Origin of the sequence: Hyphococcus sp. (genome assembly GCF_965267305.1) — a bacterium.
In the GTDB taxonomy this organism is placed as follows: domain Bacteria; phylum Pseudomonadota; class Alphaproteobacteria; order Caulobacterales; family Parvularculaceae; genus Hyphococcus.
On record NZ_OZ253945.1, the window covers coordinates 101,127 to 114,588 of the forward strand.

Sequence of the window (13,462 nt, forward strand, 5' to 3'; positions counted from 1 at the left end):
CGGCTTACTGGCGCTCACAAGTTTCCCGGCTGTGCGGTGTTCTCCCCCTGCTGCACGTCGGGGGGGCCGCGGCGGGGCAACCCGTCGCGGCCCACTCCTGGACGATTTTCTAAAAAATCTTTGGTTATTCAGCGGCTAAGGGCGTTTTATTCAGCCAGCCTTCAAGATCCGCAAGCGCCCGCGCCGAAAGGGCGCGCTTGCGTGCAAAACCTTTCTCCTTGCCTTTGATCCGTCGGCCTTCTGCATCTGTCCGCGGCGTCTCGATGTCCGGAAACAGACCGAAATTGACGTTCATGGGCTGGAAAGCCTTGCTGCCGGTATCGGTGATATGACCGCCGGTTATATGGCCGAGAAGGGCGCCGAAGGCGGTGGTTGCGGGCGGGGCCGAAACCGGAACGCTCTTCGCGTCCGCTGCGGCGAAACGGCCGGCGAGAAGCCCCATGGCGGCGCTTTCGAGATAGCCCTCGACGCCGGTGATCTGGCCGGCGAAGCGCAAGGCGGGCCGGGCCTTGAGACGCAACGAGGCGTCCAGCAGCCGCGGCGAATTTAGAAACGTGTTGCGGTGGATGCCGCCGAGCCGCGCGAACTCCGCATTCTCGAGGCCGGGGATCATCCGGAACACATCAGACTGCGCGCCGTATTTCAGCTTCGTCTGGAAACCAACCATGTTGTAGAGCGTGCCCAGCGCATTGTCCTGACGCAGCTGCACGACCGCATGGGGACGCTTTCCGGTGCGCGGATCGGTAAGGCCCACGGGCTTCATGGGTCCGAAGCGCAGCGTGTCGGGGCCGCGCTCCGCCATCACTTCGATGGGCAGGCAGCCTTCGAAATAGGGCGTCAATTTCTCCCAGTCCTTGAATTCGGTTTTCTCGCCGGTGATGAGCGCGTTCAAAAACGCCGCATACTGATCTTCGTCGAGCGGGCAGTTGATGTAATCCGCGCCGTCGCCGCCGGGGCCTTTCTTGTCATAGCGTGACTGCATCCAGGCGACGTCGAAGTTTATCGATTCCTTGAAGACGATCGGCGCGATGGCGTCGAAAAAGGCGAGGGATTCCTCGCCAGTGAACTCGCGGATCGCTTCGGCGAGCGGCGCGGCGGTCAACGGCCCCGTCGCGACAATGACATTTGCCCAGTCATCAGGCGGCAGCGTGTCGATCATCTCGCGGCGGATTTCGATATTCGGGTGACCCTCAATGGCGCGGGTGACGCCCTCGGAGAACGCATCGCGGTCGACGGCGAGCGCGCCGCCGGCAGGCACTTTGTTCGCGTCCGCCTCGCGCATGATCAGCGAGCCCGCACGGCGCATTTCTTCGTGCAGGAGCCCCACGGCGTTGTTCTCGGCGTCGTCGGAGCGGAAGGAGTTGGAGCAGACAAGCTCGGCGAAGCCTCCAGTCTGGTGGGCTTCGGTTCCAGTCACAGGCCGCATTTCGTGAAGGATGACCCGCGCGCCTGCATTGGCCGCCTGCCAGGCCGCTTCGGACCCGGCGAGCCCTGCGCCGATAATATGGATAATGTCTTGATCGCTCATGTGCGGGCTTCTACCTCACGCGCCGCGAGAGGCAAAGGCGGCCCATTGGATTTCCAGCCTGTTTCCGGTTAGCCTTTGGGGTGAGTGGGCTGCGCAAGACGGCCAAGAGGGGCGTTGGATGGGATTGCGTACTTTTTCTGTCATGGGCGAGGCCCTGAATTTCGGCGGCCGCCGCATGGAAACGATCGCGCGGGTCGCCTGGCTGCCGCTCATTCTCAGCATGCTGGCGACCATGGCGGCGGTCTTCGCCATGCTGTCGGTCATCGCCGGACGGCTGATCACCTTCTCGGACGTGCCGAGCTTTCTCAACGCGCAGTCGCTCGCCGTCAGCCGCGCCGCGACCGGGTTCGAGAAGGATCCAGGCGCTATGTGGACGATCACCATCGCCAGCATCGCCGCGCAGACCTTGCTGACCGCCTCCTTCATGGCGCCGCTGATCCGCTATGCGGGCCTCGGCGAAAAACCGGCGCCGGGTTTCATTCGCGCGCCGTTCGGTCCCGACCAGTTGCGCTATGTCGTTGCGAGCCTCTTCGGACTTTTCTTTGTGGGCGTGATGGTCTTCGGCCCGCTCGCGGCGGCGAGTTTCTACACGCTGAAATATGTCGCCGAAGCGCTGGGCCAGACTTTGGCGACATTTCCAAATCCGGAAAGCCTGCACACGATTGAAATCACCAAAGCAAGCGATCAGATCGCGGCGGCGGGACGCGACTGGATTTACAATCGCGCCATTCCCTTATCGGGCGCTCTGCCGGCGGGGCTGCTTTTCTGGGCGATCCTGTTCTTTCACTTCGCGCCGAAAAACCGGCCGAACGCCCATCCCGTTGGCAAGGCGGCGCTCCGTGCGCTGACGACGTTTTTTGTGGCGGCGGCGCTGATGCTGACGGCGTATTTATTTTTTGCAGAATTCGTACTGACGGAGTTCCGCGGCAATACGACATTCTTAGGGCTTCTTTCTGCTGTCGGCGCGCAATTCACTGCGCTCGATTTCAGCGGCGTCATCAACGCGCTAGACTTTCTCCTCAAATCGCCATCCGGGCGGCTGATCTTTTTCAGCATTGCCGCGTTTTTCGTGCTCAATTATATCAGCCTGCGCCTGTTTCCTTATCCGGGCGTCGCCGTCTGCCGGAAATCGCTGGCGCTCGGCAATACTTTAGCGGTGAGTCGCGGCTGGGATATTTTGAGGCTATGGGCGATCGTCACGATCATCAGCTTGCTTCTGGTGCTGATACAGGTCGTCGTGCTGAACCAGTTTTTGCTCGGTTACATCCTGCCGAAAGTGATCGCCATTCTCTATCAGGCGACAACCGTCTCGACTAAGCTGGTTAACAGCGGCGAAGCCGCCGAATGGGTGCGCCCGCTCTTTGTCTGGATCTGGAACCTCACGAAAATCGTCATAAATATCGTCTGGTCGTTTTTCTCCTTCGGGGTCGTTGCAGGTCTTTACGGCCGCCTTTACAGGGAAAGCGAGAAAGCGCGCTAAGGGCGCGAACCAACAGGCGGTGTTCATGTCGCAGCGGATCCCGGTCGGCGCAGTCTTAACCGAGACGTTCAATTTCGCCCGCGTGCGCTGGCTGACCGTTTTCACCTATTTTTGGCTGCCGATTTTGTTGATCGGCGCCTTTGTGTTCGGGGCTTCGCAGGTCATCTTCGACCCCGCCGCCATCAATGCTGCTGGCGATGACGTCACCCTGGCGCATCTGGCCGCCGCCATGCGCGTTCCCGCCTCTGTTGCGGTCTTGTTTGGCCTTGCGGGCGTTTTGCTGATGATGGCGCTTTACGCTGGCGCTTTTGCGTCCGTGTTTCGGCTTGTCGCCCTCGGGGAGGAGCGGCCCGGGATCTTCCAGCTTCGTTTCGACGGGCCCGCGCAGCGCGTGTTCTGGGGTCAGCTCATCCTCGCCGTCATGAATTACGGTTTGTTCTTCCTCATCGGCGTCGTTGTCATGCTGGCGAGTGGGGAGAGTTTCCAGACAATGGGCGACGGGCTCGGCCGGCTGACAATTATGATTATCGGTTCCGCACTGGAAGGATCGACGCTGACCCAGGAACAGCTTCAGCCAATCGCCGGCCCGCTGGGAGTCGTCGGCAACACGATCATGATCTCGTTCCTCGTGCTGGCTTATCTCAATCTCAAACTGGTTCCGTTCCTGCCGGGTTCTGCGGTGGAGAACAGGCTGTTGTTCCTCGGCGCGTTCCGCATGACGCGCGGACATTTCTGGACCATTCTCGGCGTCTATGTGATTTTCATCGCCGCGATGCTTGTCCTGACGATTGTTTATGAGCTCACGACAGGCGTGATCGACCTGATGTCGGGCCTCGCTGGCGGCGGAGCCTTATCCCTTATCGGCGGGCTTTTCGGAATTATCGGAGTCGCCGTGACGGTGGCGTATCAAGTCTACATCATGGGCGCGCAGCTCGCCCTGTGCGCCATCATCTACCGGCGCATTACGACTGGCGAATAATCAGCCCCATATTTCCATTACCAAGCCGCGCGCGTCGCGCGCATCGTCGCTGAACCGCAAGGCGGAACCTTCAAGCCGCGCTCTGGCCGTGAGGGCGAGGACGCTGGCGTCGTAAACATCGTCGCACGCAATAGCTTTCGCGCCATGATCCGCGCGCAACGATTGAAAAATCTCCTGCGCAGAGGAAACGCCGGCGCGGCTCAACAGCGCCAAGCGTTCGGCTTGTCCTTGCGCTGTGCGTTTCGGATGAGTGCAGGGCTTGTCGTGATTGAGCCGCGCGAAGGCGACTTCCGGGTGGCCTTCGCCGAGCCGGGCCTGATCCTCGGGCGCGATCGCGTCATCGATCTCGCGGATTTTCGGGGCGATCATCCAGGCTTGTTTCGACAGACCCTTGCCGAGATTTTCTTTGCCCCAGGCGTTCGCGTCCTCGTAGCGCCTAAAAGAAAGCATCTTCCGTTTCGGCGGTGAGAACACGCTGGAATGGCGAAGGGGGCTTAACATCTTGCGCGCCATCTGCTCACAGGCGCGCGGGGCGTCTTCGGCAAGGCCAATGGGCATATCGACGATCGTCATCGCGGCGTTTTCTATAGCGAGAATTTCCTGGAAGACGGAGGCGATAAATCCGCTGACGGAATTGTCAGAAAGGTTAATGCGGATGACCGCCCAGCCGGCCGGGCAGCCATCGACCCCTAGGACACAACGCTCAGCGTAAGGAATGCGCCGGTTTCCCTTCATGGTTGCTGGCATGGCCATTGCTCACATCTGCATGGGATGCTTCCCCCGTGTCCTTTCGGTCATGGGGGGACGATGAATGAAGCGCAAGCGGGAAGTCCCGCTTGTCAGCCGCCTTCAGGGGCGGCATCTTAAGGGTAGAGGAACGAATGAGAATTATGGGCTTTCAAGACTCTGAAGAAGCCGGGGCGGGCGGCGCGGAGAGTTTCGTGCAGTCGGAGGTGTTTGCGCGCACCTTCCGGGAGGGGATGGCGCTGGTCGAGGAGACCGCGAACTATCTCGACGGCGAGGGACGCGACGCATCGAAACAGCTCTCGCGGGATGTGGCGCTCGCCTATGCCGGCGCCTCCATGCGGCTGACGACCCAATTGATGCAGATCGCCTCCTGGCTGTTGGTCCTGCGCGCTGTGCGCGAGGGCGAGATGGTGCTGGGCGAGGCAAGCGAGGCCAAATACCGGCTGACGCCATCAGAGGCGGCCTCCGTCAAATTCAAGACTGAAGGGCTGCCGGAGCGGCTCGTCGGCCTCATCGATGCGGCCCATCAGCTTTACAGCCGGATCAGCCGTCTCGACGGTGAACTTTTCATCCAAGAAAAAAGCGCCGATCCGAAGAACGACGCCGCGGCTCAGCAGCGAGCGCTCCTGAAAGCCTTTGGCGGCCGTTAAATCGACCATGATGGCGGGCAACAAAAAAGCGGGCCGTTTGGCCCGCTTCTCGTTTCAGCGCGAGGAGCGCCGGTTATTTCTTCAGGCCGAAGGAGCCGAATTTCTGGTTGAATTTCGACACGCGGCCGCGCTCGCCGACTTTCTGCGGACCGCCGGTCCAGGCCGGGTGCGAGGTCGGGTCAATGTCGAGGTTCAGCGTCGCGCCCGGCTCGCCATAAGTGGAGCGGGTCTCGTAGGAGGTGCCGTCGGTCATCACGATTTTGATCGTGTGGTAATCCGGATGGATGTCTTTTTTCATGACGGCGGGTCCTCTGGGCGGCAAACGGCTGAAGCTTAAATGAGAGCGGGGCATATACGCGGGGTGCGGGCCCTTCGCAAGCCCCCAAATCCCGGGAATCGCGACGAAACTTGGTTGAAACCCCGCTCTGGTCTGTTCGCAGGCGCAATGTTATGGTTTTGTAAGGGCTTAACGGCCCTAAATCCCTGTTTCCGCTTTCTGATCTGGCCCCCTGGTGATGCGTTTCTGGTTGATTGTGCTGATTTTCCTGGGGGCAAGCGGGGCGGCGGCTTGGCGCCTTAACGCTTTCAACCAGTTTTCCTCTCTTGAGCCGGTGGCGCTCGCGCGATGCGCGCCGGTAAGGGGCATCGCCGGCCCAGAGGATATCGAAGTCGATGAAGCCGGGGCCCGCGCCTTCATCTCCTCCCTCGATAGGCGGGAGAAAGGCGCCCGCGGCGCTGTCCATGTGTTTGATGTCGACGACCCCCTCTCGGCCGCGGGTTTCCGCGACCGCACCGGCGGGCTCCCTCAAGCCTTCCGCCCCTATGGGCTCGATTACTATGACGACGGGGAGACGCGTCGCCTTTTCGTGGTGAACGAAGCGGCGAAGGCGGTGGAGCTCTATGACGTCGCCGAAAACGGCGATCTCATTCATCTCGAAACCTTCCGGGAACAGCGCCTGACCAGCCCCAACAATGTCGCCGCTGTGGGGCCGCGCCAGTTCTATGTGACCAATGATGTGCGGCCCGGACGCAATGCGATCATCGGCAATCTCCATTTCCTGATGGGGCTCAGCTCCGGCGAGATTTTCTATATGGACGGCGATGCCTGGCGTGTCGCCGCCGAAGACCTGCGCTTCGCCAACGGGCTTGCTCTCTCGCCAGACGGCCTCAAACTCTATGTCGCGGAAACGTCCGGCAACGCATTGAAGCTGTTTGACCGCAATCCGGAAACCGGCGCCCTCGCGCTCGCGGAGACGATCCCTCTCGGCGCCTCACCGGACAATATCAACATGGACGCATCGGGCGCCATCTGGGTGGGGGCGCTGCCAAAGCCGCTCGCCGTGCCGCGTCTCGCCCGGGATGCGGACGCGACGGCGCCTTCCGAAGTCCTCAGAGTGGATCCTGAAGGCGGCGCCCACACGGTCTATCGCAATGACGGTGCGGAACAGTCCGCTGCGACAGTGGCGGCGCGGGTTAGGAACAAACTCCTCATCGGCGCGCTTTACGAGGAAAAATTCCTCTTCTGCGAATTGCCCCCGGCGGCCCGATAAGTCTTTTGTTTACCGCGCATTTTATCCGAAAACCGGTTTCCACTTTTCTGAATGCGCTCTAGAACCCCCGCATGAAATACATCTCCACCAGAGGGGCTTGCCCGGCCGTCGATTTTGAAGGGGCCCTGTTAGCGGGCCTTGCGCCTGACGGCGGCTTATACATGCCCGAAAGCTGGCCGCAGTTGTCGCCGGAAGAAGCGCGCCGCATCGGGGCTATGCCCTATGCGCAGGCCGCGGCGGAAATCCTGTCTCTGTTCGCGGGAGACAGCTTCTCGAAAGAAGACCTCGCCGCGATGACTGCGGACGCCTATGGGACGTTCACGGACGATCGCGTCGCCCCGCTGGTGAAACTCGGTCCCGAAGACTGGATGCTGGAGCTCTTTCACGGGCCGACGCTCGCCTTCAAGGATTTCGCGATGCAAATCCTCGGGCGCCTTTTCGATGCGGCGCTCGAACGCCGCGACCGGAGGCTGACCATCATCGCGGCGACGTCAGGCGACACAGGGTCGGCGGCGATTGAGGCGTTGAAGTCATGCTCACGCGTCAATGTCGTGGTGCTGCACCCGGAAGGCCGCGTCTCTGCGGTACAGCAGCGGATGATGACGTCTGTGATCGCGCCCAATGTCATGAACATCGCGGTCAAGGGTTCGTTCGACGACTGCCAGGCGATTGTGAAAACCCTTTTCGCCGACGAGGCGTTCGTGCGCGACGTGCGGCTCTCCGGCGTTAACTCCATCAACTGGGCGCGACTCGCCGCACAGACGGTTTATTACTTCACCGCCTGGGCGCAGAGCGCGGAAGGTGATGAAGCCATTAATTTTGTCGTGCCGACGGGCAATTTCGGCGACGTCTTCGCGGGCTATGCGGCGAAGCAAATGGGATTGCCCATTGCGAAGCTTGGCGTCGCCGCCAACGCCAACGACATACTCCACCGCGCCATTACTCACGGGGATTATACGCCGGCGTCGGTGAAGCCCACGGCGTCGCCCTCCATGGATATTCAGGTGGCGAGCAATTTCGAACGCCTTCTGTTCGAAGCAAAAGGCCGAGATGCGAACGCTTTGCGCGAGGCCATGGAAGGGTTTGCGGCGAACAAAGGCATGAAGATCGACGAGGAAACGCTGGCGGCAATACGCGCAGACTTCGTTTCCGACGCCGTCTCCATGGAGGAAACCCTCGCCGAGATCGCGCGCCATTATAAAGAGACAAGCGCGCTCATTGATCCGCATACCGCAGTGGGCCGTGCTGCTGCAATCCGGCTTCGTCAGATGGGCGCCCTTAAAGGCAAGATCGTGACGCTCTCGACCGCGCATCCGGCGAAATTCCCGGAAGCGGTGGAGCAGGCGACGGGCGAGACGCCAGCGCTCCCCGATTTCTACGCCGATCTTTTCGACCGCCCGGAAAAGATGGAGCGCGCGCCTGCCGAAGAGGACGCCGTCAAATCTCTTATCAACGCCGCGTTTGCAAACTGATGGCAAACATTCACACGTTGAAAAACGGCGTGCGCGTGATCGCCGATCCCATGCCGGGCCTCAAAACCGTCGCGCTTGGCGTCTGGGTGAAAGCCGGTTCTGTTGATGAAACGCGAGAAGAGCATGGCGTTGCGCATCTTCTCGAACATATGGCGTTTAAGGGAACGAAGACGCGTTCGGCGCTTGCCATCGCTGAAGAGATCGAGGGCGTCGGCGGCTACCTCAATGCGGCGACCAGCCATCAGCGCACGGGCTATTATGCGCGGATCATGAAAGACGATCTGGCGCTGGGGGCGGACATTCTTTCCGACATTCTCGCCAATCCGCTGTTCGACGAAACCGAGCTTGAAAAGGAACACGAAGTCGTCGTTCAGGAAATCGGCGAGGCCGCCGACACGCCCGACGATGTGGTGTTCGAAAAGCTAACGGAAGCGGCGTGGGACGCGCATCCCCTGGGCCGTCCAATTCTCGGCACGCCCGAGAGCGTGCGCGCGCAGACGCCCTCAAGCCTTCGCGGGTTCATGGCGCGTTGTTATCGTCCCGAAGACATGATCGTGGCCGCGTCCGGCGCGGTGGATGATGACGCTCTGCTCAAAATTGCGGATACTCTGTTCGCCGGTTTCGCCGCCGACGGCGCGGGACCTGCGCGTATAGCCCCTGAGTTTGCCGGCGGCCTGCTTCACGACGCGCGCAAGATCGAGCAGACGCACCTCGCGGTTGCTTTCCCGGGCGTCGCGTCAGGCGATGAAGATTTCTTCGCCACACGGCTTTATGCGGATGTTCTCGGCGGCGGCATGTCCTCGCGACTCTTCCAAAAAATTCGCGAAGATCGCGGGCTCGCCTATTCCGTCTACGCCTTCGCCGACGGCTTCGAACAGTCGGGCCTTCTCGGCGCTTATGTGAACGCCGAAGCGAAGCACATTGCCGAGGCTGCGAAAATCATCCGCGATGAAATGGAAGCGACTTCGGGGGCGATGACCGACGAGGAAATCGCGCGCGGCAAGGCGTTGCTGCGGTCGTCGCTGATGATGGGGCTTGAAAGCCCGGCGAACCGCATCGAGGCGGCCTCGGGCCAGCTCTATACCTTCGGCAGGCTGATGGACGCCGACGAAATCCTCGCCCGCATCGACGCCGTGACGATCGCCGACATGCAGCGCTGCGCGAAACGTGCGCTTGAAGGGCCTTGCGCCATTTCCATTGTGGGCCCGTGCAAGGCGGATGGTGTCCAAGCGATATTTAGCCTGTCCTGAGCATCGGCTAAGCAAGCCGGGGCTCTCCCCAAAGGTGTGGTTCAAGCTATAAAGCACGCATGCTGTTCGCTGCCGAGCCGTCCAATCCTGCTTTCAACCCGGTGCTGGTTCATGACCCGGTGATGCTGCGTCCCGGAACCGCAGCTGACTATCCGGCCTGGCTCGCCTTGCGGGAGAAAAGCCGGACGCATCTGACGGAATGGGAGGAGAGCTGGTCCCCGGAACAGGCGACGCTGTCGTCGTTCAAGCGGCGGCTTCGCACCTATGACCGCGATGCGCGCCGCGGGGCGGGACTCTCGCTCCTCGTTTTCCGGATCGACGACAATGCGCTCGTCGGCGGGGCGACGCTCACCAATATCCGCTTTGGCGCGGCGCGCTCGGGGATGCTCGGCTATTGGATTGGCGCGCCTTTCATCCGCCGGGGTTATGGCGGGGCGGCGGTCGCCGCGATGAAAGCGCATGCCTTTGAACGGCTTGGCCTCAACCGCATCGTCGCGGCGTGCCAGCCTGGGAATATTGCGTCGCAAAAGCTGCTCGAGCGCAACGGATTCGCCTGCGAGGGGCTTGCCCGCGATTACTTAAGGATCAACGGCGTGTGGCGCGATCATCAGATTTACGCCGTCACCGCCGCCGACTACCGCGAGGCGCTGTCAAGCCTGTCCTAATCGGGATTTTTGCGGCGAATAGAGTGAAAAATTATCCTTAAGGCCGGGACCGCCCCTTGCGATACTGTCACGCTCGCGTGAAGATAAGCGAAGGGCGAAGCGCTGTTTCAGGCAGTGCTTGAGGCGGGCGTTAAAATTGCGGCCAATCCTGGATTGGCGAGGCGTTTTGGCCCGTTTCTTGTGGGGTAAGAGTATCCTGGCCGCATTTTGCGGCGTTGTGGCTTTAGTCGAGGGGCTCGGGGCGAATTTATTATGATGACAGTGGGCGTTTTCGGGTTGTCTGAGGGTTTTCAAGGGCTCGCGCAGGCCGAATTGATGCGCGGCGCAGTGGCGGGCGCCTTTATCGTCGCCATGGCTTTTCTCGCCGGTTATGCGGCGATCCGCCGGAGCGGCCTTGCGGTCTGCGCGCTTCTGATGGTGGCCGGGGCCGCGGCGCTCGAATTCTCCTGGCTCGGCTTCATGACCTCGCTGCCCGCTGAGGCCGGCGTGATGATGCAGGCGCTCTTCGCCGCCGCCGCCATTGTCTTCCTTTCCGCCTCCATCGGCGCGGCGCGGTATAATCCGCTTCTCGGCGGCGTCATGTTCACCGTGGCGCTGGTCATCGGCGGCATGGGCGTTATCAACTTTTTCGACCGCATCGACCTTGCGCCGATGATGCGCTGGGCGCTGATCGGCGTCGGCGGTTTTGCGGTGGTTCTGTCGCTGACCCAGGCGCTTCGCGGCGATTCAGGCGCGCGGCTCGTTCTCCCCGGCGTGCTGCTGGCCGCTGCCGCGCCGCTACTCGGGATGTTTGCGGCGGAAGGCTCGGGGGTCGCGGCCTTCGCGTCGCACGGGCTCTTCACCCTTGGCATTCTCGCGGCCAGCATCGTGGCGCTCACCGAAACCGGCGCGTCGCAGATGGCAGGGCCCGCCAATATGGATTTCGGCATCCGCACGTCCCATGAGGCGCCGTCGCGTCATCGCGAAGTGCGCAGCCAGCGCGAGCGCGCCGAGATCGTTCTCGACAGCCAGATCGCCCGGGTCCTCGATTATTCCGGCGTCGGGATCTGGGACTGGAGCCGCGACGCGATCGATCAGACCGAATCACTGCCGGCGCTGCTCGGCGCCGATTCCAACGCGCCGTTCACGCCGGACGCGCTGCGCAATTTCATTCATCCCGATGACGCCGCCCGCTTCGACGGCGAGCTTCTGGCGCCGGTGGACGGCCCTTTCGATGTGTCCCTGAAACTCTTCGACGGACGCATCATCCGCATGCGCGGCGCGCGGGCGGCGAATGAGGAATCCGGCGAAATCGAACGGCTTGTCGCGTTCGTGGAAAATGCGGCGCTGACCGGCAATGGCGTCAACGAAGCGCGTCTGCGCGCTGCGACCGAAGCGGCGATTGTGCCGTCCGCGACCGACCCGATGACGGCGAAACTTTCCGCCGCCCTCGCTAATGGCGATATTGTTGCGGCGTTCCAGCCCATCGTGTCCCTCGATAGCGAAAGGATCGCCGGTTACGAGGCGCTTGCGCGCTGGCGCGGGCAGGAAGCGGGCGCCGAAGAGGGGCCGGAGCGTTTCGTGCGCGCCGCCGAGCGCATCGGGCAGGGCGGGGCGCTCGCCGCGACCATGCTGGATCAGGCCGCGGCCTTCCTCGCCGACGCCTTGAAAAAGGAAAAGCGCAAGGATCTCTTCGTCGCCATGAACGTCTCCTGGGGGCAGATGCGCGAGCCGGCCTTCCTAGAGGCGGTGCGCGAGGCGGTCTCGAAATACGATCTGCCGAAAAAGGCGCTGGTGCTTGAGTTGACCGAAGCAGACGCCGTTTCCGACGCCAAGCTTGCAGGCGATGTTTTCCGGAAATTCAAGGATAGCGGCGTGGCGCTCGCCTTCGACGATTTCGGCGCGGGCTTCACCTGCCTTTCCAATCTCAGGAAATACGATTTCGACTACCTCAAGATCGACAAATCGTTCACCAGCGACCTCGACTCAGGCGGCGACGGAGCGAAGATCGTCGCGTCCCTTGTCGGGCTCGGCAAGGATCTCGGTCTCAAGGTGATCGTCGAGGGCGTTGAATCCAAAGCCGCCTCCGCAAAAGCCCGGCAGATGGGCTGCGCCTATGGACAGGGTTATGCCTTCGGCAAGCCGGTCGCTATTGAAGCCGCCCCCGTTGAAACGCCAAGAGACGCAGCCGAAGACGAGGCGAAGCCCGTCGCCAAGCATGAGGCGAAAACGTCTCTAAGCGCGGAGGCGGAAGAAACGCCCGAAGAGCTTGTGCTGACGGAAACAGGGGATGCCGAGGAAGAGCAAGAACAGCCAGTGCTTGAACCGTCCTTCGCGGGCGGCGATGACGACGAGCCGCAGCCGCGCCGCTGGCGGTTGTGGGGCGGCGAACGCGACCTGCGGTAATCGCCAGAAAAAGAACCTAATTCAGCGGCTGGTCTTCGTCGCGCACGGACGCCCATTCCGGCGAAAGCATGGCCGTGGTGACGCCGAGCTTCGCCAGCGCGCGGTTCCATAAAGGTTCGTCCGCGCCGCTGAAGATCATCTCTTCATCCGGTTCGCAATGCGCCCAGGCGTTCTGCGCGATTTCTTTTTCGAGCTGTCCCGCGCCCCAGCCGGCGTGACCGATGGCGAGAAGGAAACGCCGCGGCGCCGGCCGCTCCGGCTTTGCGCCGGCGATGTCGATGAGGATGTCGCGGCTCGCCGTCAGTCCCAGCTTTTCATCGAGCGCCAGCGTGGTGTCGAGCTTGTAATCGAGCGTGTGCAAAACCAGCCCGCGCTCGGTCTGCACCGGGCCGCCGAAGAACACCGGCGTTTCGTCGGCATCTTCCTGGGGCGCGATCTCAAGCTGCTGCAACAGCTCCGATAGGCCGATATCGTCCAGCGGCTTGTTGACGATGACGCCCATGGCATGATCCTCGTCATGAGCGCAAAGAAAGATGACGGAGCGCTCAAAACGGGGGTCGCCCATATTGGGCATGGCGATCAGCATCTGGCCGCCGAGAAAGTCTCTGATCTTATGCGCCGGAACGGATGACTTTTTACCCATGACTCAAGAAGGTAGGACTCGCGCAGCAGTGATGCAAGGGCCTCCTTTGGCGGTGGACGAACACGCCGGCGAGGCCTAAAACCCCTGCGAATTCAAGAAAAGGAGAGTTAAAA

12 protein-coding genes are annotated in these 13,462 nt (G+C 61.8%); 8 read left to right on the forward strand and 4 right to left on the reverse strand.

Annotation, left to right across the window (positions count from 1 at the left end):
- Positions 1–124: 124 nt before the first annotated feature.
- Positions 125–1,528 (reverse strand): methylenetetrahydrofolate--tRNA-(uracil(54)-C(5))-methyltransferase (FADH(2)-oxidizing) TrmFO, encoded by a 1,404-nt coding sequence (trmFO, locus tag ACQY5P_RS00495; RefSeq protein ID WP_428408873.1) that lies wholly within the window; start codon positions 1,526–1,528, stop codon positions 125–127.
- A 118-nt stretch (positions 1,529–1,646) separates the two neighbouring features.
- Here trmFO and ACQY5P_RS00500 point away from each other — a divergent pair, with 118 nt between their 5' ends.
- Positions 1,647–3,008: a hypothetical protein gene (locus tag ACQY5P_RS00500; protein WP_428408874.1), complete on the forward strand. Its 1,362-nt coding sequence runs from the start codon at positions 1,647–1,649 to the stop codon at positions 3,006–3,008.
- Positions 3,009–3,033: 25 nt separating this feature from the next.
- Positions 3,034–3,987 (forward strand): hypothetical protein, encoded by a 954-nt coding sequence (locus ACQY5P_RS00505; protein ID WP_428408875.1) that lies wholly within the window; start codon positions 3,034–3,036, stop codon positions 3,985–3,987.
- On the opposite strand, the gene ACQY5P_RS00510 is transcribed toward ACQY5P_RS00505, so the two are convergent.
- Positions 3,988–4,740, reverse strand: a complete 753-nt coding sequence (locus tag ACQY5P_RS00510) for a DUF429 domain-containing protein (RefSeq protein ID WP_428408876.1) — start codon at positions 4,738–4,740, stop codon at positions 3,988–3,990.
- A 137-nt stretch (positions 4,741–4,877) separates the two neighbouring features.
- Here ACQY5P_RS00510 and ACQY5P_RS00515 point away from each other — a divergent pair, with 137 nt between their 5' ends.
- Positions 4,878–5,384, forward strand: coding sequence for a DUF1465 family protein (locus ACQY5P_RS00515; protein ID WP_428408877.1), 507 nt, complete (start codon positions 4,878–4,880; stop codon positions 5,382–5,384).
- Between the two features lie 73 nt (positions 5,385–5,457).
- Here the strand turns inward: ACQY5P_RS00515 and rpmE are convergent, their stop codons facing one another.
- On the reverse strand, positions 5,458–5,682 hold the full coding sequence (rpmE, locus tag ACQY5P_RS00520) for a 50S ribosomal protein L31 (RefSeq protein WP_428408878.1): 225 nt from the start codon (positions 5,680–5,682) through the stop codon (positions 5,458–5,460).
- A gap of 217 nt (positions 5,683–5,899) precedes the next feature.
- On the opposite strand from rpmE, the gene ACQY5P_RS00525 reads away from it, so the two are divergent.
- The 5 genes from ACQY5P_RS00525 to ACQY5P_RS00545 all read left to right on the forward strand — a co-directional run bounded on the left by ACQY5P_RS00525 (position 5,900) and on the right by ACQY5P_RS00545 (position 12,706).
- Complete coding sequence (locus ACQY5P_RS00525) at positions 5,900–6,934, forward strand: SMP-30/gluconolactonase/LRE family protein (protein WP_428408879.1); 1,035 nt, start codon at positions 5,900–5,902, stop codon at positions 6,932–6,934.
- Positions 6,935–7,005: 71 nt separating this feature from the next.
- Positions 7,006–8,406, forward strand: coding sequence for a threonine synthase (gene thrC, locus ACQY5P_RS00530; RefSeq protein ID WP_428408880.1), 1,401 nt, complete (start codon positions 7,006–7,008; stop codon positions 8,404–8,406).
- A complete protein-coding gene (locus tag ACQY5P_RS00535) occupies positions 8,406–9,656 on the forward strand; it encodes a M16 family metallopeptidase (RefSeq protein ID WP_428408881.1) in 1,251 nt (416 codons plus the stop codon). The genes thrC and ACQY5P_RS00535 overlap by 1 nt, the downstream gene beginning before the upstream one ends.
- Before the next feature lie 59 nt (positions 9,657–9,715).
- Positions 9,716–10,321, forward strand: coding sequence for a GNAT family N-acetyltransferase (locus tag ACQY5P_RS00540; protein WP_428408882.1), 606 nt, complete (start codon positions 9,716–9,718; stop codon positions 10,319–10,321).
- A 252-nt stretch (positions 10,322–10,573) separates the two neighbouring features.
- A complete protein-coding gene (locus ACQY5P_RS00545; protein WP_428408883.1) occupies positions 10,574–12,706 on the forward strand; it encodes an EAL domain-containing protein in 2,133 nt (710 codons plus the stop codon).
- A gap of 16 nt (positions 12,707–12,722) precedes the next feature.
- Here the strand turns inward: ACQY5P_RS00545 and ACQY5P_RS00550 are convergent, their stop codons facing one another.
- Positions 12,723–13,349 carry a YqgE/AlgH family protein gene (locus tag ACQY5P_RS00550; protein ID WP_428408884.1) on the reverse strand — a complete coding sequence of 209 codons (627 nt, stop codon included), beginning with the start codon at positions 13,347–13,349 and terminating at the stop codon, positions 12,723–12,725.
- Positions 13,350–13,462: the final 113 nt, after the last annotated feature.